The organism is Kitasatospora sp. NPDC051705 (genome assembly GCF_044453265.1).
Taxonomy (GTDB): domain Bacteria; phylum Actinomycetota; class Actinomycetes; order Streptomycetales; family Streptomycetaceae; genus Kitasatospora.
The window spans coordinates 41,600-61,517 of record NZ_JBITCO010000024.1; the positions used below are offsets into that span (position 1 = coordinate 41,600).

At 73.2% G+C, this 19,918-nt stretch carries 14 protein-coding genes; 5 read left to right on the top strand and 9 right to left on the bottom strand.

Going from position 1 to position 19,918, the window contains the following annotated elements:
• The first annotated feature begins 128 nt into the window (after window positions 1-128).
• On the top strand, window positions 129-1,241 hold the full coding sequence (locus ACIA8Q_RS25890; protein WP_387901687.1) for an alpha/beta hydrolase family protein: 1,113 nt from the start codon (window positions 129-131) through the stop codon (window positions 1,239-1,241).
• Window positions 1,242-2,027: 786 nt separating this feature from the next.
• Entirely contained in the window at window positions 2,028-3,350 is a 1,323-nt protein-coding gene (locus ACIA8Q_RS25895) for a hypothetical protein (protein ID WP_360211737.1), read from the top strand.
• 110 nt (window positions 3,351-3,460) lie between these two features.
• Here the strand turns inward: ACIA8Q_RS25895 and ACIA8Q_RS25900 are convergent, their stop codons facing one another.
• From ACIA8Q_RS25900 to ACIA8Q_RS25940, 9 genes are all read right to left on the bottom strand, one after another.
• On the bottom strand, window positions 3,461-4,339 hold the full coding sequence (locus ACIA8Q_RS25900) for a CDP-alcohol phosphatidyltransferase family protein (RefSeq protein WP_387901683.1): 879 nt from the start codon (window positions 4,337-4,339) through the stop codon (window positions 3,461-3,463).
• On the bottom strand, window positions 4,326-5,018 hold the full coding sequence (locus ACIA8Q_RS25905; protein ID WP_360211740.1) for a phosphatidylserine decarboxylase: 693 nt from the start codon (window positions 5,016-5,018) through the stop codon (window positions 4,326-4,328). The genes ACIA8Q_RS25900 and ACIA8Q_RS25905 overlap by 14 nt, the downstream gene beginning before the upstream one ends.
• 513 nt (window positions 5,019-5,531) lie before the next feature.
• On the bottom strand, window positions 5,532-6,734 hold the full coding sequence (locus tag ACIA8Q_RS25910) for an acyl-CoA dehydrogenase family protein (RefSeq protein WP_360211742.1): 1,203 nt from the start codon (window positions 6,732-6,734) through the stop codon (window positions 5,532-5,534).
• A 153-nt stretch (window positions 6,735-6,887) separates the two neighbouring features.
• Window positions 6,888-7,391: a MaoC family dehydratase gene (locus ACIA8Q_RS25915; protein WP_360211745.1), complete on the bottom strand. Its 504-nt coding sequence runs from the start codon at window positions 7,389-7,391 to the stop codon at window positions 6,888-6,890.
• A gap of 3 nt (window positions 7,392-7,394) precedes the next feature.
• Window positions 7,395-8,357, bottom strand: coding sequence for a CoA ester lyase (locus ACIA8Q_RS25920; RefSeq protein WP_360211748.1), 963 nt, complete (start codon window positions 8,355-8,357; stop codon window positions 7,395-7,397).
• Between the two features lie 27 nt (window positions 8,358-8,384).
• Window positions 8,385-10,415 carry a protein meaA gene (locus ACIA8Q_RS25925; RefSeq protein ID WP_360211751.1) on the bottom strand — a complete coding sequence of 677 codons (2,031 nt, stop codon included), beginning with the start codon at window positions 10,413-10,415 and terminating at the stop codon, window positions 8,385-8,387.
• A 10-nt stretch (window positions 10,416-10,425) separates the two neighbouring features.
• The gene (gene ccrA / locus ACIA8Q_RS25930; RefSeq protein WP_360211754.1) at window positions 10,426-11,763 is read right to left on the bottom strand and encodes a crotonyl-CoA carboxylase/reductase; all 1,338 of its coding nucleotides are present in this window, start codon (window positions 11,761-11,763) and stop codon (window positions 10,426-10,428) included.
• Between the two features lie 368 nt (window positions 11,764-12,131).
• A complete protein-coding gene (locus tag ACIA8Q_RS25935; protein ID WP_396317748.1) occupies window positions 12,132-13,052 on the bottom strand; it encodes a TetR family transcriptional regulator in 921 nt (306 codons plus the stop codon).
• Window positions 13,053-13,246: 194 nt separating this feature from the next.
• Entirely contained in the window at window positions 13,247-15,022 is a 1,776-nt protein-coding gene (locus tag ACIA8Q_RS25940) for a 3-hydroxybutyryl-CoA dehydrogenase (protein WP_360211760.1), read from the bottom strand.
• Window positions 15,023-15,570: 548 nt separating this feature from the next.
• Between ACIA8Q_RS25940 and ACIA8Q_RS25945 the strand changes: the two genes are divergently transcribed.
• From ACIA8Q_RS25945 to ACIA8Q_RS25955, 3 genes are all read left to right on the top strand, one after another.
• A complete protein-coding gene (locus tag ACIA8Q_RS25945; RefSeq protein ID WP_360211763.1) occupies window positions 15,571-17,031 on the top strand; it encodes a glutamine synthetase family protein in 1,461 nt (486 codons plus the stop codon).
• Between the two features lie 3 nt (window positions 17,032-17,034).
• Window positions 17,035-18,153 carry an amidohydrolase family protein gene (locus ACIA8Q_RS25950; RefSeq protein ID WP_360211766.1) on the top strand — a complete coding sequence of 373 codons (1,119 nt, stop codon included), beginning with the start codon at window positions 17,035-17,037 and terminating at the stop codon, window positions 18,151-18,153.
• Window positions 18,154-18,403: 250 nt separating this feature from the next.
• Window positions 18,404-19,894: a S8 family serine peptidase gene (locus ACIA8Q_RS25955; RefSeq protein WP_360211769.1), complete on the top strand. Its 1,491-nt coding sequence runs from the start codon at window positions 18,404-18,406 to the stop codon at window positions 19,892-19,894.
• Window positions 19,895-19,918: the final 24 nt, after the last annotated feature.

Consider the following 19,918-nt stretch of genomic DNA (forward strand, 5'->3'; position numbering starts at 1 on the left):
ACCCCCGCCGGCCGCCCCGTCGTGCCCCGGACGGCCCAGCCCGGTGGCCGCCCGGCCGCCCTCCCGGTGAACTGGTGCTCGAACACCGTCCGGTCCAAGACCGTCCGACCGTCAGAGCGGGGAGCGATATGCGTTGGGGAACCGCGGCCGTCGTGGCCGCCGCCGCCGTCGGTGCCGGGGCCGCCGTCCTGGTCATCGGCCGCCGGGCCTCCGAACGGACGGTCCGCCCGGCCGCCGCCGTCGAGGGCTCCGGCCCCGTCCTGGTGCAGAGCCTGGCGGCCGGCCGGATCACCTTCACCCGGCGCCCCGCGAGCCTGCGCCCGGGCCGCTGGGCGGTCGAGTGGGACGACCACGGCCACGCCGTCGTCGAGGACGTCCTGCACAGCGACGAGCAGGGCGTGACCCGCAAGCTCCTGCGCGCCGACCGCGGCACCCTCACACCCGGCACCGAGGTCCGCTTCACCCCGCGCGTCCACCTCGGCGACCCGACCGCGGCGCTCGGCCTCCCGTACCGCGAGACCGCCGCGGACGGCGAGCTCGGCGCGCTGCCGGTCTGGTTCCTCGACGGCAAGCGCGGCACCTGGGTGATCCTGGTGCACGGCCCCGGCGGCGACCGGCAGCAGACCCTCCCGGTGCTCCCCGTCCTGGACCGGCTCTCGCTGCCCGCCCTGGCGGTCACCTACCGGGGTGACGAGGGCGCCCCGGCCTCGCCGGACGGGCTCAGCCACTTCGGCGAGACGGAGTGGCGCGACGTCGAGTCGGCGATGCGCCTGGCGCTGGACAACGGGGCCGGCCGGGTCATCCTGTACGGCTGGTCGGTGGGCGCCACCATGGTCCTGCAGGCGGCGGCCCGCTCCTCCTGGGCGCACGCGATCAGCGGGATCGTGCTCGACTCGCCCGTCCTGGACCTGCCCGCCACCGCCCGCCGCCGCGCCGCGCGGGCCGGGTACACCGGCCCCGCCGCCGAGCTCGGCGCGCTGGCCGCGGAGGGCCGCACGGGGGTCGACCTCGCCGACTTCACCCGGATCGCCGAGGGTGCCGACCTACGGGTGCCCACCCTCCTGATGCACAGCCCGGACGACCAGCTCGCCCCCTTCCGCAGCGCGGAGCGCCTCGCCGGGCTCCGCCAGGACGTGGTCAGCCTGCAAACCTTCCCGGGGGCCGACCACGCCGCGCTCTGGAACTCGGCCCCCACCCACTACACCGAACTCCTGCGCCGCTGGCTCACCCCCCTGCTCTGATCCGTCCGGGCGGCGACCGCCCCCCGCGGCCGCCCGCGGGAGGCGCGGCCGGTGCGGAAACGCCGGCGCGCAAAGGCGGCTGCGGAAAGGCGGGGTGGAGAGGCGGGGTGGACGCGGCCGGCGGCACCCCGGGGCCGGTGTCGTTCGAACGGCCGACTTCCGACGGCACCCGCTCCCCGCCGGCCCTCGTCGGCCGTGTGCGGAAAGTCGGCCGGGCCGACTTTCCACGCCATTCCCGGTGGTCGCGCCGGGCCGTTCCGGCGGCTCCGGAATTCCTCGCGGCGGCCGGTTCCGGACGGGTGCGGAATGCCGTTTCAGCCGGATTTCCGCACCGTCACCCGCATGATCGGCAAACGCCGTCAATCGTCCCCGAAGATCCTCGCCGCGGCCCGTGCCGGGGTGGCCGACGGGCACGGAAAGTGACCGGACGGACGGGGAGCGCGACCGGCGCCGAGGCCCTCCCGCCGGGCTGGCATGGCCCCGCCACACGTTTCCGGCCAGGCGGTTTGCCTCTGTTGCCCGATCTTGTGGAGGTGCTGTGGACGACAGCCCGTCCGTACGGCCAACCGGATGTGACAGAAGGCCGGTACAAGGGGAAGACTGCTCGACGTGACGTCTCGGAATCCGCGCGACCGTGATGCCCCGCTCCCGCCGACGATCGGTACCGGTGCGACGGTGACCCGTCTCCCCGGTACGGCCCACCGGCCCGCCGGTGGCAGGCCGGGCGGGGCCGGGGTACCCCGCCGACGAGGTCCGGCTCCTGCGCCCGGTCGCGGCCGGGTCCCGGTGCCCGAGGGCTTCCCGGCGCCGGCCGAGCTGGCGCCGCTGGCCCGCCGGATGCTGGTGGACGCCGTCCGGATCGCCCGCTGGGCGGGCGATCTGGAGGAGGTCGACAAGCGCGGCGAGCTGCTGCCGGACGACGCCCGCGCGGCCGGCCGGGCGCTGGCCATGACGGTCGGCGCCGCCACCAAGGCGTGGGGTCAGGCCCTGCTGGTCGGCCTGGTCGAGGCCCGCGACGGCGGTGCCGGGCCGGGCTGGCGCCTGCACGCCTGGGAGCACGACGACGAGGCGGTGGTGCGCGGCTGGTCCGCGCTGTTCGACGCCTGGACGCTGCTCGCCCCGGTGCCGCCGGCCGCCCTGCGCGGCGTGTTCGCGGTGCTGGCCGGCCAGGCCGTGGACCAGGCCCCGCAACTGCTCTCCTTCCTGCACCTGGTGGCCGCCCCGGTGGCGGACAGCGAGCTGCTGGAGCTGCTGCGCCGCGGCCTGGACGAGCGCCGGGTGGGCGGGACGGACGGTTCCGGCCTGTCGCCGGTGCCGCACGCGGCCTCCGCCGTGTCGGCCGTCCGCGGCACCTGCCGGGAGCCGCAGATCGACACCCCGCCGTCGCCCGCCGACGTCGCCGCCGTCCTGGACTGGATGCTGGACGGCCTGACGGCCGTCGGCGCGGTGGAGCGCCGGGACGACGCGGCCGAGCTGTCGCCGCTGGGCCACTGGGCGGTGCGGGCGAAGCTGGAGGAGATCTGCACCGTCGCGCAGACCGCGGCCGGGCACATCGAGCAGAGCGCCTTCGAGCTGCTGAACGCCTGCGCGGACTACTCGCCGGGCCCGGCCCGGGCGGAGTTCCGCGCCTGGGTGGCGGCCCGTCCGGCGGACCGCGCGGTGGCGGAGCTGCTGGACGCCGCGCAGGGGGACGACGCGCTGGTGCGCGGGCTGGCCTTCGAGGCGCTGCGGGTGGCCGGCGGCCCGGCCGAGCAGGCGGTGCGGGCGGCGGTCGACGAGCCGGTGCTGCGCCCCTACGCGCTGCTGTGGCTGGCCGAGCGGGCCGACGAGGGGGTGTCCCCGGCGGACGTGCTGGGGGCCGAGGACGCGGCCTGGCTGTGGGTGGACACCGCGGCGGCGGTGCTGGACCACGGCGAGACGGAGCTGCTGGTGGGCCACGTCGAGGGCGCCTCGGCGGGTGATCCGGTGCGGCTGTTCGCCCGGGCCCGGCAGTCGGGGCACCCGCGGGCGGCCTCGGTGCTGACGGCGGTCTCGGGCGTGCACCCGGATCCGGGCGTGGCGCGGGCGGCCCGTCGTTCGGCCTTCAGCGTCCACACCGGCGGCGCGTAGCCCGGCGTCCGCACCGGGCCACGCGTGGCGCGGCGCCCGGACGGAGCACAACGGGAAGGGCCCCGGATCCTGGTGGATCCGGGGCCCTTCCCGTTGTGCTCGGGGCGGGCTCAGCCGAGCCGGGACTCCGCCCGCCGGGCGCGGACGTCGCCGACCTTCTGCCCGACCTTGCGCCGGATGACCAGCAGCGGGGCCATCGCGGCGAGCGTGATCTGGGCGAACGCGCCGACGTGCATCAGCGCGTCGCCACCGGGCAGGCCGGTGGCCCAGGCCGCCAGGCAGCCGATCGAGACGACGATCCAGCAGAGCGTCGCGGTGGCCAGCAGCCCCTGCGGCTTCGGGTACTCGATCCGGCTGACCATCAGGTACGCCGCGCCGAAGATGGCGAGCAGACCGGGCAGGAACGGCGGGTCGAGCAGCACGATGGCGATGACCGTCATCGCGCCCATCGGGCAGGGCATGCCCTGGAACACCCCGGGCCGCATCTTCACGGCCGAGAAGCGGGCCAGCCGCAGGACGACCGCGAGCAGCACGGTCAGCGCGATCAGTGCCGAGAGCTTGCTGTTGGAGCCCTGGGAGACCATGCCCCAGACCGCGACGAAGTAGGCCGGCGCGATGCCGAAGCTGATCAGGTCGGCCAGGTTGTCGAGTTCCGCTCCGAGGGCGGAGGAGCGCAGCTTGCGCGCCACCAGGCCGTCGAAGAGGTCGCACATCGAGCCGATGAGCAGCAGGGTCACCGCGGTGGCGGCGCTGTGCCGGTCGGGTGCGGCGTCCGGGTTGGTGATGTGCGGGACGAGGACCCCGGTGGTGATCGAGTAGATCGCCAGGAAGCCGCAGACGGCGTTCCCCAGGGTCAGGAAGTCGGCGGTGGACAGGTGCTGGGGAGAGCGCGGGGCGCGCAGCTCGCGGTCGCGCGCCCAGCGGCGGCGGCGCAGGGCCGTCTCCTCGTCGTCCAGGCCGACGATTGTCTCAGGATCAGTCACGGTCAAGGCGCGTCACCCCGGCTGTGGTCTTCTGGCCGACCTCGACGCCGACCTCGACGCCGGCCGGCAGGTAGGTGTCGACCCGGGAGCCGAACCGGATCAGGCCGATCCGGTCGCCCTGCTCGACCTTGGTACCGGCGGCCACGTACGGCACGATGCGGCGGGCCACGGCCCCCGCGATCTGCACCATCTCGATGTCGCCGAGCTCGGTGTCGAAGTGCCAGACGACCCGCTCGTTCTGGTCGCTGTCCTTGTTGAACGCCGGGACGAAGCCGCCGGCGACGTGCTCGACGGAGGTCACCGTGGCGGGCAGCGGCGCGCGGTTGACGTGGACGTTGAGCGGGCTCATGAAGATCGCGACCCGGGTGCGGCCGTCCGGCCAGGCGTCGATGCTCTGCACCACGCCGTCGGCGGGCGAGATCACTCTGCCCGTGCCGATCTCACGCTCGGGGTCGCGGAAGAACCACAGCATGCCGGCGCCGAGCGCGCAGGCGGGAACCGCCGCCAGGGCCCACTTGCCGCTGCGCCGGGTGAGGGCGGTGGTCACGGCGGCCGTGGCGAGGGTGGGGACGAACCAGGGGGTGGCTCCGCGCGCGATGGTCACGCGGGGTCGCCGACCGGCCGTCGTGGCTGCGAGGGCATCGCGGTCCGTGACGGAGGAGTGAGGGGACGGGCTGATGGGCATCGAAGACCTTTGTCGCGGGGGATCATGGCCGCTGGACGGGGGCCACCGCGGGATCGGGTAATAGAGGGACGGCTTGCTGTCCCGGTGGATGCTATCGGGAGCACACGGTGGGTGGGCAACCCGCCTGCTCGTTCATGTGTCCGGGGGAGGCGCGTCTGCGCGTCCCACCCCTACGACCGTAGCTCGACCCGGTCCGGTTCCCAAGGGACCGGACGCGGCTGGTGACTCTTGTCTCAGCGGGGGTGCCGGCGGAACCCGGGGGGCGGAGCGGCCCGTACGCGCCCTGGCGAGGGTGTGCGGAAGCGGCCGCAGGGCGCGTCGTTGCAGCTGTACGCCCTGCGGCCGCTTCCGGCGGGCCGTGCCGGACCCCAGGCGGACCAGGCCGGGGCCGTGGTGGGCACGGCGGGGTGCCGGGACGGGCCCGCACGCCCGTCGACCGGCGGTTCGGAGGGGCCGACCCGGCCGTCCGCGGCGGCCCGGGGGCCACGTCGTCCGGGCGGGTCGACCGGGTGCTCAGTCGGCGATCCGGTACTCCTCCAGGAGCCGGCGTCCGACGATCATCTTCTGGATCTCCGCAGTTCCTTCACCGATGAGCAGCATCGGGGCCTCGCGGTAGAGCCGCTCGATCTCGTACTCCTTGGAGAAGCCGTAGCCGCCGTGGATGCGGAAGGCGTCCTCGACGACCTCCTTGCAGTACTCGGAGGCGAGGTACTTGGCCATGCCGGCCTCGAGGTCGTTGCGCTCGCCGCTGTCCTTCTTGCGGGCGGCCATGACCATCATCTGGTGGGCGGCCTCGACCTTGGTGGCCATCTCGGCGAGCTTGAACTGGATGGCCTGGTGCTCGGCGATCTTCTTGCCGAAGGTGGAGCGCTGCTGGGCGTAGGAGATGCCGAGCTCGAAGGCGCGGCGGGCGACGCCGCAGCCGCGGGCGGCGACGTTGACGCGGCCGACCTCGACGCCGTCCATCATCTGGTAGAAGCCGCGGCCGGGCACGCCGCCGAGGACGCGGTCGGCCGGGATCCGGACGTCCTGCAGGACGAGCTCGGTGGTGTCGACGCCCTTGTAGCCCATCTTCTCGATCTTGCCGGGCACGGTCAGGCCGGGAACCTTCGGGTTCGGGCCGAAACCGGCCTCCTTCTCGATCAGGAAGGTGGTCATGTTCTTGTACGGCGTGTTGCCGCCCTCGTCGGTCTTGCACAGGACCGCGACGAGGGTGGAGGTGCCGCCGTTGGTGAGCCACATCTTCTGGCCGTTGAGGACGTAGCAGTCGCCGTCCCGGACGCCCTTGGTGGAGATGGCCGAAACGTCGGAGCCGAGGCCGGGCTCGGACATCGAGAAGGCGCCGCGGATCTCGCCGGCGGCCATCCTCGGCAGGAAGTGGTCCTTCTGCTCCTGGGTGCCGTGGGCGTTGATCATGTGCGCCACGATGAAGTGCGTGTTGACGATGCCGGACACGCTCATCCAGCCGCGGGCGATCTCCTCGACCACCAGGGCGTAGGTGAGCAGCGACTCGCCGAGGCCGCCGTACTCCTCGGGGATGGTCAGGCCGAACAGCCCGAGCTGCTTCATGCCCTCGACGATGGCGGTCGGGTACTCGTCCTTGTGCTCCAGCTCGGTCGCGACCGGAATGATCTCCTTGTCGACGAAATCCCGCACGGTGGCGAGGATGTCCCGCTGGATCTCGGTGAGGCCGTCGGTCTGTGCGAGGCGTCCCATCGTGCGGCTCCGAAAGGTCTGGGGGTCGGGGGGAAGTCGTGGATCCCCCGGGGGGGGATTTCCGGGGGCCCCGCCGGCGTGGCGACGGGGCCCCCGGTACCGGGGTGGGGATCGGCCGATGACGGCGGCCTACCCGTCCGGGGTCAGGAGGGGTCAGGAGAGCGGGGTGGGGCGGCCGGGCTGCTCGCCGCCGCGCTCCTCGATGTACGTCCCGGTCGGCACCATCACCTTGCGGCGGAAGATGCAGACGACCGTGCCGTCCTGCTTGTACCCCTTGGTCTCGACGTGGACGATGCCGCGGTCGTTCTTCGACTTGGACGGCCACTTGTCGATGACGGTGGTCTCGCCGTAGATGGTGTCGCCGTGGAAGGTCGGTGCGACGTGGCGCAGCGACTCGATCTCCAGGTTGGCGATGGCCTTGCCGGAGACGTCCGGGACGGACATGCCCAGCAGCAGCGAGTAGACGTAGTTGCCCACCACGACGTTCCTGCCGAAGTCCGTCGTCTTCTCCGCATAGTTGGTGTCCATGTGGAGCGGGTGGTGGTTCATGGTGAGCAGGCAGAAGAGGTGGTCGTCGTACTCGGTGACCGTCTTGCCGGGCCAGTGTTTGTAGACCGCGCCGACCTCGAACTCCTCGTAGGTGCGTCCGAACTGCATGGCTCAGGCTCCCGGGATCTCGAACTTGGTGGTGCGCTGCATCCCGGCGGCCCGGCCCTTGCCGGAGATGACCAGGGCCATCTTGCGGCTGGCCTCGTCGATCATCTCGTCGCCGAGCATCGCGGAGCCCTTGGCGCCGCCCGCCTCGGAGGTGCAGTAGTCGTAGGCGTCGAGGATCAGCTCGGCGTGGTCGTAGTCTTCCTGCGAGGGCGAGTAGATCTCGTTCGCGGCGGCGACCTGGTCCGGGTGCAGCACCCACTTGCCGTCGAAGCCCAGGGCGGCGGAGCGGCCGGCGACCTCGCGGTAGCCCTCCTGGTTGCGGATCTGCAGGTACGGGCCGTCGATGGCCTGCAGGTCGTTGGCGCGGGCGGCCATCAGGATGCGCATCAGGATGTAGTGGTAGGCGTCGGCCGGGTAGCCGGGCGGCTGCTCGCCGACCACCAGGGACTTCATGTTGATGGAGGCCATGAAGTCGGCCGGGCCGAAGATGATGGTCTCCAGCCGGGGCGAGGCCTCGGCGATGGCGTCGACGTTGATCAGGCCCTTGGCGTTCTCGATCTGCGCCTCGATGCCGATCCTGCCGACCTCGAAGCCCATGGTCTTCTCGATCTGGGTGAGCAGCAGGTCGAGCGCCTTGATCTGCCCGGCGTCCTGGACCTTGGGCAGCATGATGCAGTCGAGGTTGGGGCCGGCGCCCTCGACGACGGTGATCACGTCGCGGTAGGTCCAGTGGGTGGTCCAGTCGTTGACCCGGACGACCCTGGTCTTGCCGCCCCAGTCGCCGTTGTTGAGGGCGTCGACGATGGTGTGGCGGGCGCTCTCCTTGACGAGGGGGGCGCAGGCGTCCTCCAGGTCGAGGAAGACCTGGTCGGCGGGGAGGCCCTGGGCCTTCTCCAGGAAGCGCGGGTTGCTGCCCGGCACGGCGAGGCAGGAGCGGCGCGGGCGCAGTCGGTTCGTGGTGGTCATGAGGGTCGTTCGGTTCCTTCCCAGTGGTCAGCTGGTGGTCGCGGGTGCGGGCGTCCAGGGCTGGAGCTTGTTGGCGAGCCGGATCTCGTCCACGATCCGGCCGATGATGGTCGTGATGCCGAAGTCCTTCGGGGTGAACACGGCGGCGACGCCGGCGGCCTTGAGGGCCTCGCCGTCCGCTGCCGGGATGATGCCACCCACGATCACCGGGACATCCTGCACCCCGGCCCGGCGCAGCCGCTGCAGGACGTCCGGGACCAGCTCGGAGTGCGCGCCGGAGAGGATCGACAGGCCGACGCAGTGCACGTCCTCGGCGACGGCCGCGGAGACGATCTGCTCGGGGGTCAGCCGGATGCCCTGGTAGACCACCTCGAACCCGGCGTCGCGGGCCCGGACGGCGATCTGCTCGGCGCCGTTGGAGTGGCCGTCGAGGCCGGGCTTGCCGACCAGCAGGCGCAGCTTGCCGGCGCCCAGCTCCTCGGCGGTGGCGGCGACCGCGGCGCGCACCGCGGCCAGTTCGCCGCCGGGCTCGGCCGCGACGGCGACCGGGGCGCCGCCGACGCCGGTGGGTGCGCGGTACTCGCCGAAGACCTCGCGCAGGGCGAAGGACCACTCGCCGGTGGTGACGCCGGCCCGGGCGCAGGCGAGCGTGGCCTGCATCAGGTTGACGTCGGTGGCGGCGACGGCCTTGAGCTCGGCCAGCGCCGTCTGCGCGGCGGCCTCGTCGCGCCCGCCGCGCCAGGCCTCCAGCGCGGCCAGCACGGACTGCTCGGAGGCCGGGTCGACGACCATGATCGCGGTGTCGAGGTCGGCCGTGAGCGGGCTCTCCTCGGTGGTGTCGAAGCAGTTGACGCCGATGATCTTGTCCTCGCCGGACTCGATCCGGGCCCGGCGGGCGGCGTGCGAGGCGACCAGGTTGGACTTCAGGTAGCCGGACTCGACGGCCGGGATCACACCGCCCATCTCCAGCACCTTGGCGATCTCCGCCTCGGCGCCGGCCAGCAGCGCGGCGGTCTTGGACTCGACCACCTCGGAGCCGTTGAAGAGGTCGCCGTACTCCAGCAGGTCCGACTCGTAGGCCAGCACCTGCTGGATCCGCAGGGACCACTGCTGGTCCCAGGGCCGGGGCAGGCCGAGCGCCTCGTTCCAGGCGGGCAGCTGGACGGCCCGGGCGCGGGCGTCCTTGGAGAGGGTGACGGCCAGCATCTCGAGCACGATCCGCTGGACGTTGTTCTCCGGCTGGGCCTCGGTCAGGCCCAGCGAGTTGACCTGGACGCCGTAGCGGAACCGGCGCTGCTTCGGGTCCTGGACGCCGTAGCGCTCCAGCGTGACCTTCTCCCACAGCTGGGCGAAGGCGCGCATCTTGCACATCTCCTCGACGAAGCGCACGCCGGCGTTCACGAAGAAGGAGATCCGGGCGACGACGTCGCCCATCCGCTCGGCCGGCACCTGGCCGGAGTCGCGCACGGCGTCGAGCACCGAGATGGCGGTGCACATCGCGTAGGCGATCTCCTGGACGGGCGTCGCGCCGGCCTCCTGCAGGTGGTAGCTGCAGATGTTGATCGGGTTCCACTTGGGGATGTTGCCGACCGTGTAGGCGATCATGTCGGTGATCAGGCGCACCGACGGGCCGGGCGGGAAGACGTGCGTCCCGCGCGACAGGTACTCCTTGACGATGTCGTTCTGGGTGGTGCCGGTGAGCAGGGCGATGTCGGCGCCCTGCTCCTCGGCGACCACCTGGTAGAGCGCGAGCAGCCACATGGCGGTGGCGTTGATCGTCATCGAGGTGTTGGTCTGCTCGAGCGGGATGCCGTCGAACAGGGTGCGCATGTCGCCCACGTGGCCGACCGGGACGCCGACCCGGCCCACCTCGCCGCGGGCGAGGATGTGGTCCGAGTCGTAGCCGGTCTGGGTCGGCAGGTCGAAGGCCACGGACAGACCGGTCTGACCCTTCGCCAGGTTCCGCCGGTAGAGCGCGTTGGAGTCGCTCGCGGTGGAGTGTCCGGCGTAGGTGCGCATCAGCCAGGGCCGGTCGCGCTTCTGCTGCTGCTCGGTCATCGGAGGGGCCTCAGACGTTCCGGAAGCGGTTGATGGCGTCGACGTGCTTGGCGCGGAGCTCCTCGTTGCGCACGCCCAGGCCCTCCTCGGGGGCGAGGCAGAGCACGCCGACCTTGCCCTGGTGCTTGTTGTGGTGCACGTCGAGGGCGGCCTGGCCGGTCTCCTCCAGCGAGTAGACCTTGGACAGGGTCGGGTGGATCTTGCCCTTGGCGACCAGCCGGTTGGCCTCGAAGGCCTCGCGGTAGTTGGCGAAGTGCGAGCCGACGATGCGCTTGAGCGACATCCACAGGTAGCGGTTGTCGTACTGGTGCATGTAGCCGGAGGTGGAGGCGCAGGTGACGATGGTGCCGCCCTTGCGGGTGACGTACACCGAGGCGCCGAAGGTCTCCCGGCCCGGGTGCTCGAAGACGATGTCGACGTCCTCGCCGCCGGTGAACTCGCGGATCTTGGAGCCGAGCCGCTTCCACTCGCGCGGGTCCTGGTTGTTCTCGTCCTTCCAGAACCGGTAGCCCTCGGCGGAGCGGTCGATGATCGCCTCGGCGCCCATGGCGCGGCAGATGTCCGCCTTGGCCTCGCTGGAGACCACGCAGATCGGGGTGGCGCCGCCGGCCAGGGCGTACTGGGTGGCGTACGAGCCGAGGCCGCCGCTGGCGCCCCAGATCAGCACGTTGTCGCCCTGCTTCATGCCGGCGCCGTTCTGGGAGACCAGCTGGCGGTAGGCGGTGGAGTTGACCAGGCCGGGGGAGGCGGCCTCCTCCCAGGTGAGGTGCTTCGGCTTGGGCAGCAGCTGGTTGGTCTTCACCAGGGCGATCTGGGCCAGGCCGCCGAAGTTGGTCTCGAAGCCCCAGATGCGCTGCTCCGGGTCCATCATCGTGTCGTTGTGGCCGTCCGGGGACTCCAGCTCGACGGAGAGGCAGTGCGCGACGACCTCGTCGCCCGGCTTCCAGGCGTTGACCCCGGCGCCGGTGCGCAGCACCACGCCCGCCAGGTCGGAGCCGAGGACGTGGTACGGCAGGTCGTGGCGCTTGGTGAGCGGGGACAGCCGGCCGTAGCGCTCCAGGAAGCCGAAGGTGGAGACCGGCTCGAAGATCGAGCTCCACACGGTGTTGTAGTTCACCGAGCTGGCCATGACGGCGACCAGGGCCTCGCCGGGGCCGAGCTCGGGCAGGGCCACCTCGTCGAGGTGGAGGGACTTCCGGGGGTCCTTGTCGCGGCTGTCGAGGCCCGCGAACATCTGCTCCTCGTCCTTGTGGAGCGTGACCGCCCGGTAGGACTCGGGGAGCTTGACGGCGGCGAAGTCCTCCGACGTGGCGTCGTTGCTGAGGATCGCGTCGAGGATTTCCTGCATGGCTGCCTCCGAAGGCGTACCTGTGTTGAGGGCGCACAGGGCGTCTGGGGGAGCCGGGAGCGGACACCGGCTTCGCTGAGGTGGGTGGGTGGGTGCTGCTGGGCGCCCGGACTGGGCCGGGCCGATCTGGCACTGCTCCCGGGGTGTGGGAACGCCGGACGACGGCGCGCCGAGGTGGGGAGCCGCGGCGCCGCGACTGGTGAGTAACAAGGTAGTGGCACCCTGTGCCACTCGTAAAGACACCGGGTGTCAGGAATTCCGGGGCGTCGCGGCGGGGTGTGACGCGCGTTGAGCGGGCATGCGAAGGGCCCGCGCCGACTGTTCGGCGCGGGCCCTCGAAACTGCCCTGACCTGCGAATACTTCGGGCTCAGGACTCCCTGGCGCCGCTCAGCGCGGCCCGGATGCTGTCCACCACGACGTCCAGTGGAGCGTCCGTCCGGGCGACTGTGATGAGTACCTCACCTCCGGGGCTGACACTCAGTGCGCTTTCCGCCACCCCTTCCACGCCCGCCCCACTGGCACCGGGTGCCACCAGGGAGCCCCGGCGTCTGGCACCCGGCTCGCTGGAGGCCCAGAAGGTCCGCCGGATGACCTCGAAGGAGTGGTCCAGCTGCGCCTCCACGTCCCCCCGGCCGCCGGCCCGCAGCCAGCGCCGCAGCACGTGGTTGTGCGCCGCGACGACCGCCGCCGCCGACACCTCGGCCAGCATCGAGTCGTCCTCGCCGCCGCGCTGCCAGCCCGACGGGATCGACTCGCCGGTGTCGAAACGGCCCAGCAGGTAGCGGGTGAACAGCCGCTCGTACCGGGCCACCACGGCGATCTCCCGCTCGCGCAGCGCCGGGACCTGCCGGATCAGCTGGTACCGCGCGACCGACACCCCCGGCGTGGAGGCGTACATCCGCAGCACCTCCTTGATGCCGCGGCAGACCACGTCCAGCGGGTGCTCCTCCGGCTCGGCGCTGGCCAGCAGGTCGGCGACCCGGACGAGGGTGTCGTCGTGGTCCGGGAAGATCGCCTCCTCCTTGGACCGGAAGTACCGGAAGAAGGTCCGCCGGGCCACCCCGGCGGCGGCCGCGATCTGGTCGACCGTGGTCTCCTCGTAGCCCTGCGAGGCGAACAGCTCCATCGCGGCGGTGGCCAGGTCCTGGCGCATCTGCTGGCGCTGCGCCGCCGCCCGGCGGCTGCCCGGCCCGGCGTCCGGGCCGGTGCCCCCGGTCGAGGAGGTCGTCCGGTCTGCGCCGCGCGGTCCGGCGGAGTGCTGCGGGGTGGCTGCCTGAACCCGATCCATGTCCGGAACGCTACACGGCCCGGCGGGCGCGGCCGCGGCCCTTCCCCGGCGGACCGGGGTGACCGGCCCGGTGACGGCGGGCCGGGGCCAGCGCGCGGACACCGTGCCCGGGTTCCAGCCCGGCGGCCGGGACGCTCCGGAGCTGCCGTAGGGCGCCGACTCCCGCGCGGCGGCGCCCCCGGTCGGCGGCGTGGTCACCGGCGGGCGTGGTCGCGGAAGCCGCGGCCGGTCTTGCGGCCCAGGCACCCGGCCGCGACGAGGTGCTCCAGCAGCGGCGCGGCGGCCAGGCCCGGCTCGCGGAACTCCTGGTGCAGCACCTGCTCGATGGTCAGCGAGACGTCCAGGCCGACCACGTCCAGCAGCTCGAACGGGCCCATCGGGTAGCCGCAGCCCAGCTTCATCGCGGTGTCGATGTCGTCCACCGTCGCGTAGTGCTCCTGGAGCATCCGCACCGCGTCGTTCAGGTAGGGGAAGAGCAGCGCGTTGACGATGAAGCCGGCGCGGTCCCCGCACTCCACCGGGTGCTTGCGGACCTTGGCGGCCAGCTCCAGCACGGTGGCCGTGACGTCCGGCGCGGTCAGCACGGTGGAGACCACCTCGACCAGCTTCATGGCCGGGGCGGGGTTGAAGAAGTGCATGCCGATCACGTCCTGCGGCCGCGAGGTGGCGGTCGCGCAGCTGATCACCGGCAGCGAGGAGGTGGTGGTGGCGAGCACCGCGCCCGGCTTGACGATCTTGTCCAGGACGGCGAACAGCTCCCGCTTGACCGCCAGGTCCTCGGCGACCGCCTCGACCACCAGGTCCACGTCGGCCAGTTCGGCGTACTGGCCGACCGGGGTGACCAGCTCCAGCGCGGCGTCGCGCTGCTCGGCGCCCATCCGGCCGCGCTCGACCGAGCGGTTCAGCGACTTCGACAGCTGTGCCTTCGCCGCGTCGGCCTTCTCCTGGCTGCGGGCTGCCAGCAGCACCGGGTACCCGGCCTTGGCGAACACCTCGACGATGCCGGTCGCCATGGTGCCCGAGCCGCAGACGCCGACCGTCCGGACCTCCCGGCCGGCGACCTTCGGCGTGGCCGGGCCGGTGGCCGCGTCCACGGCCCGGGACGATCCGGGCGCCTCGTAGGTGTAGAAGCCGCGGCCCGACTTGCGGCCCAGCAGCCCGGCCGAGACCAGCTGGCCGAGGATCGGGGCGGGCGCGTGCAGCCGGTCGCGGGACTGCTCGTACATCGCCTCCAGGACGGTCCGCGCGGTGTCCACGCCGATCAGGTCCAGCAGCGCCAGCGGGCCCATCGGCAGGCCGCAGCCGAGCCGCATCGCGGCGTCGATGTCCTCCCGGGACGCGTACTTGGACTCGTACATCGCGGCGGCCTGGTTCAGGTAGGCGAACAGCAGGCCGTTCACCACGAAGCCGGCCCGGTCGCCGGCCGCCACCGGCTCCTTGCCGAGGTCGCGGGCGAACGCGGCGGCGTCCTCGGCGGTCTGCGGGGAGGTCAGCACCGTGCGGACCACCTCGACCAGCTTCATGCTGTGCACCGGGTTGAAGAAGTGCAGGCCCAGCACCCGCTCCGGACGGGCGGTCGCGGCGGCGATCCTGGTCACCGACAGCGCGGTGGTGCCGGTGGCCAGCACGGTGGTCTCCGGGCAGATCCGGTCCAGCTCGGCGAAGAGCTCCCGCTTCAGCTCCAGCTGCTCGGGCACCTCCTCGATCACCAGGTCCGCGGCGGCGGCGGCCGCCAGCTCGTGGCCGACCGAGATCAGCGCGAGCAGCGCGGTGCGCTCCTCGGCGGTGATCCGCTCCCGGTCCACGGCGTGCGCGGTGGTCTCCTCGATCCGGGCCAGCGCCCGGGCCGCCGAGTCCTCGGTGGCCTCGATGCCGATCACCCGGCGGCCGCTCCTGGCGACGGCGACCGCGACACCGGCACCCATCGTGCCGAGGCCGACGACGGCGACCGTGGGAAAGGGACGCTCCATGTGTCCTGCACTCCTAGTCATGGGTGGCCCGCGCGCGCTCCGGCGGGCGCGCCGCCGCGCCCGGCCGTGGGCCGGGGGCGGCCGCCGCCGGAGGAGGGTCCGCGCGCGGGGGCTGGGGAGATGACGGGTCCGGCGCACCGGCGCAGCGGCCGGTCCGCTCCGGCCGAACTGCGGGTGTGCCGTGGTACTCAGGCGCTCAGGGTGGAAGGAAGCGGCTCTGATACGAGGAAGGGGGCCCGGCTGGCCGCGGTTCGCGGCACCGGCCGGTGAAGTCGCACCGCGCGGGCGCCGCAGATACGGCGACCGCAGGCCCCCGTCGGTGCGGCTCCCGAAGCCCGACGGTGGTGCGTCCGGCCACTGTAGCGAAGCTACCGACGGGTAGGAAAGGGGGCGTCGGCGGGAAATCCGCCCGGATCCGCGGGCGCCCGGGTCGGCCGGGGCCCCGCCCGACCCGCCCGCCCCGAACGGGTGAACGGATGGACGGACGTCCGTTTCGACCACCCGATAGGGGAGTTACGCGCCCCCGGCGGTCGGGGCAGCATGGAGGCATGACCATCGGAACCGTCACCGCCGGCCCCACCGCGTCCGGCCCGGGCGGCCCGGGCGACCAGCCCGTCGGCCCGGCCGGCCCGCTCGCCGCCGTCGCGCTGCCGCCGCGGGCCGAGCGCGCCGAGCGGGCCTCGGCGGCCGCCGACCGGCTGCGCGCCGCCGGGGTCGAGGCGGTGGCCGTCACCTGGGTCGACAACGCGGGCATCGCCCGGGTCAAGGCCGTCCCCCTCGGCGGCCTGGTGCACGCCGCGCAGTGGGGCGTCGGCGCCGCCCCCTGCTTCGACGTCTTCCTCGCCGACGACGCCGTCACCACCAGCCCGGTCATCGGCGGCCCCACGGGGGACCTCCGGCTCTACCCCGACGTCGAGCGCGTCGTCCCGCTGGCCGCCCAGCCGGGCTGGGCCTGGGCCCCGGGGGACCGGCACACCCAGGACGGCGCCCCGCACCCCGGCTGCCAGCGGCTGTTCGCCCGCCGGATGGAGGCCGCGGCGGCCGCGCGCGGGCTGGGCCTGCTGGCCGGCATCGAGGTCGAGTGGGTGGTCGCGCTCGCCGGGGATCCGCAGGAGGAGCCGCGCTACCCGACCCACGGCCCCGCCTACGGGATGCACCGGCTCACCGACCTCTCCGACTACCTGCGCGACGTCCTGCGTGCGCTCGGCGAGCAGGGGCTCACCGTCCTGCAGATCCACCCCGAGTACTCCCCGGGCCAGTTCGAGGTCTCGGTGGCCCCCGAGGGCCCGGTCGGTGCCGCCGACACCTCCGTCCTGGTGCGGCACACCGTCCGGGCCGTCTCCGCCCGGCACGGCCTGCGGGTCTCCTTCGCCCCCGTGGTGGAGGCCGGCGCGGTCGGCAACGGCGGGCACCTGCACCTGAGCCTCTGGCGGGACGGCCGCAACCTCGGCCACGGCGGCCCCGGCCCGCACGGCCTCACCGCGGAGGCCGAGGGCTTCCTCGCGGGGGTGCTCGGCGCGCTGCCCGAGCTGCTGGTGCTGGGCTGCTCCAGCCCGGCCGGCTACCTGCGGCTGGTGCCCTCGCACTGGGCCGGCGCCTACCAGTGCTGGGGCCTGGAGAACCGCGAGGCGGCGCTGCGCCTGGTGACGGGCTCCACCGGGGAGCGGGCGGCCGCCGCGAACGCCGAGGTCAAGTGCTTCGACGCGAGCGCCAACCCCTACCTGGCGGTCGGCGCGGTGCTAGCGGCCGGCCTGGCCGGGCTCGACCAGCGCCGGGCGCTGCCCCCGGAGTTCACCGGGGACCCGGCCGCCGCCGAGCCCGGCACGGTGCCGCGGCTGCCCGCGTCCCCGGCCGAGGCGCTGGCCGCGTACGAGCGCTCGGCGGTGCTGCGCGAGGCACTCGGCGAGCCGCTGTACGAGGCGGTGCTGGCGGTGCGCCGGGCCGAGGCCGAGCAGTACGCCGGGGCCGCGCCCGAACGGCTGGTGGCGGCCACCCGCTGGCGGTACTGAGCGGTGCCCCCGTCGCCGGTGCCGGCGCTGGTCGACCACCACTGCCACAGCGTGGTGGCGGCCGAGCTCTCCGACGACGCCCTGGCCGGGCTGCTCACCGAGTCCGACCGCCCGCCCGCACCCGGCTGCTCCCCGTTCGACAGCGCGCTCGGCCTGGCCGTGCGGCGCTGGTGCCCGCCCGTCCTCGGGCTGCCCGCGCACGCCCCGGTGGCCGAGTACCTGGCGCGCCGGCGCGAGGTGGGCGCCGCGGAGGCCGCCGCCCGGCTGCTGGCGGCGGCCGGGCTGGGCGCCTGCCTGGTGGACACCGGGCTGACCACCGCGGCCGGGCTGCCCCTGCTGTCGCTCGGTGAACTCGCCGCGGCCACCGGGGCGGTGGTGCGCGAGGTGGTCAGGCTGGAGTCGGTGGCCGCGGCGGTCACCGGGCCGGCCGGAGCCTGGCCGCAGGCCGTCGGCGAGGCCCTCGCGGCGGCCGCCGCCGGCGCGGTCGCGGTCAAGTCGGTGCTGGCCTACCGCGCCGGGCTGGCCGCCCCGGCCGAGCGCCCCGCGCGGGCGGCCGTGGTGGCCGCGGCCGGTGCCCGGCTGCGGGGCGGGCCCGGCCGGCTGACCGATCCGGTGCTGCTGCACCACCTGCTCTGGACGGCCGTGGACGTCTGCGCCGAGCTCGGCCTGCCGCTCCAGCTGCACACCGGTTTCGGCGACCCGGACCTCACCCTGCACCGGGCCGATCCGTCGCTGCTGACGGACTTCGTGCGCGCGGCCGAGCCGAGCGGCGTCCCCCTGGTGCTGCTGCACTGCTACCCCTACCACCGGCAGGCCGCCTGGCTGGCCCAGGCGTTCCCGACGGTCTACACCGATCTCGGGCTGACGGCCTCCTACACGGGGCCGCGGGTGGCCGCGGTGCTGGGGGAGATGCTGGAACTGGCGCCGTTCGGAAAACTGCTGTTCTCCACCGACGCGTACGGGCTGCCCGAGCTGTTCCTGGTGGGTGCCGCCCAGTTCCGGCACGGGCTGGGGTCGGTGCTGGCCGGCTGGCGGGCGGACGGCGCCTGTTCGGCGGCGGACGCGCAACGGCTGGAGCGGCAGATCTCGGCCGACACGGCGCGCCGGCTCTACGCGCTGTAGGGCGGCGTCCCCGTCGATGACGGTCGGCGGTCAAGGGCGTCAGCTCGTCGGCACACCAACACTTTTTAACAATATGACTGACTGTTTTTCCTGTTGATGCCTGGAACCTGACGTTCCGCTGTTGGTTGAGATGTGACGATTAGATGTCTGCCTCTTGCGCATCTAATCGGATATTCATTAGCGTCCCGATCATTACATCGCACCTGCCACACCGCAGCTGCTGCATGACGACTCGGGAGGGCCAACCCCAATGAGAGTTTCTCGGATCAGCCGGACCCGGTACGCGGCGGTGGGCCTGGTGCTCGCCACCGCCGGCGCCCTCGCGCTGCCGGCCGGCACCGCCGTCGCGGCCCCCGTGGCCGACTCGACGACCGGTCCGCTGCTCAGCTACGTCGTCAACACCAAGGCCAACCACGGCCAGGTGCAGAAGGTCGAGCAGGCCGTCAAGAGCCTCGGCGGCACGGTGGTCTACTCGTACGACCAGATCGGCGTCGTCATCGCGCGCTCGACGGACACCAAGTTCGCCGAGAAGCTGCGCCTGGCCAAGGGCGTCGACTCGGTCGGCGCCAGCCGCACCAAGGGCATCACCGCCGCCGACACCCAGAAGGCCGAGGTCGCCCCCGCGCCCGCCGCCGCCCCGGCCCCCGGCCAGGAGCCGCTCGAGGCCAACCAGTGGGACATGCGCCAGATCGGTGTCGACAAGGCGCACAAGATCTCGCTCGGCAGCCGCAACGTCACCGTCGGCGTGCTCGACTCCGGCATCGACGCCACCCACGAGGACCTCGCCGCCAACGTGGACGCCTCGCAGTCGGTCTCCTGCATCGACGGCGGCAAGCCGAACACCGACTGGAAGGCCTGGCAGCCGGGCCCCGACGGTGACCACGGCACCCACGTCGCCGGCACCATCGCCGCCGCCAAGAACGGCAAGGGCATCGTCGGCATCGCGCCGAACGTCAAGCTGGCCGCGGTCAAGGTCGTCGACGACGGCGGGTTCATCTACCCCGAGTACGCGATCTGCGGCTTCGTGTGGGCCGGTGAGCACCAGTTCAAGGTGACCAACAACAGCTACTACGTCGACCCGTGGATGTTCAACTGCCCGAACGACAAGGACCAGGCGGCCATCACCGCCGCCGTCCGCAAGGCCGTCGCGTTCTCGCAGCGCAAGGGCGTCCTCAACGTCGCCGCGGCGGGCAACGAGAACATCGACCTGGCGCACAAGACCACTGACGTCTCCAGCCCGGACGACACCACCCCCGGCACCCGCCCGGTCACCAACGACTGCCTGTCGCTGCCGACCGAGCTCCCGGGCGTCATCGCCGTCTCCTCGGTGGGTGTCAAGGGCGACAAGTCGTACTACTCCAGCTACGGCAAGGGCGTCGTCACCGTCGCCGCGCCGGGTGGCGACCGCCGCTTCCAGCTGCCGGACACCCCGGACAAGGACGGCCGCATCCTGTCGACCATCCCGGGCGGCAAGTACGGCTACATGCAGGGCACCTCGATGGCCTCCCCGCACACCACCGGTGTGCTCGCCCTGCTCGCCAGCACCTTCCCGTGGGCCAGCCCCGAGGAGCTGACCGAGATGCTGACCAGCCAGGCCGAGTCGCACCCGTGCCCGAGCGGCGAGTTCAACCCGGGCGGCACCGGCCAGTGGAAGGCCACCTGTGAGGGCGGCGCGGACGACAACGGCTTCTACGGCGCGGGCATCATCAACGCCGAGAAGGCGGTCCAGTGGTGGCGCTGACGCGCTGACCGCGGCACCACCTGA

Excerpts from the sequence above, each read along its gene's own strand:
- ACIA8Q_RS25935 (WP_396317748.1), bottom strand. The coding sequence starts at position 13,052 with ATGGATCGGGTTCAGGCAGCCACCCCGCAGCACTCCGCCGGACCGCGC.
- ACIA8Q_RS25915 (WP_360211745.1), bottom strand. The coding sequence starts at position 7,391 with ATGCAGTTCGGACGCACCTACGAGGAGTTCGAGGTCGGCGCGGTCTAC.
- ccrA (WP_360211754.1), bottom strand. The coding sequence starts at position 11,763 with ATGCAGGAAATCCTCGACGCGATCCTCAGCAACGACGCCACGTCGGAG.
- ACIA8Q_RS25945 (WP_360211763.1), top strand. The coding sequence starts at position 15,571 with ATGACCATCGGAACCGTCACCGCCGGCCCCACCGCGTCCGGCCCGGGC.
- ACIA8Q_RS25910 (WP_360211742.1), bottom strand. The coding sequence starts at position 6,734 with ATGGGACGCCTCGCACAGACCGACGGCCTCACCGAGATCCAGCGGGAC.
- ACIA8Q_RS25940 (WP_360211760.1), bottom strand. The coding sequence starts at position 15,022 with ATGGAGCGTCCCTTTCCCACGGTCGCCGTCGTCGGCCTCGGCACGATG.
- ACIA8Q_RS25890 (WP_387901687.1), top strand. The coding sequence starts at position 129 with ATGCGTTGGGGAACCGCGGCCGTCGTGGCCGCCGCCGCCGTCGGTGCC.
- ACIA8Q_RS25905 (WP_360211740.1), bottom strand. The coding sequence starts at position 5,018 with ATGCCCATCAGCCCGTCCCCTCACTCCTCCGTCACGGACCGCGATGCC.
- ACIA8Q_RS25925 (WP_360211751.1), bottom strand. The coding sequence starts at position 10,415 with ATGACCGAGCAGCAGCAGAAGCGCGACCGGCCCTGGCTGATGCGCACC.
- ACIA8Q_RS25920 (WP_360211748.1), bottom strand. The coding sequence starts at position 8,357 with ATGACCACCACGAACCGACTGCGCCCGCGCCGCTCCTGCCTCGCCGTG.
- ACIA8Q_RS25955 (WP_360211769.1), top strand. The coding sequence starts at position 18,404 with ATGAGAGTTTCTCGGATCAGCCGGACCCGGTACGCGGCGGTGGGCCTG.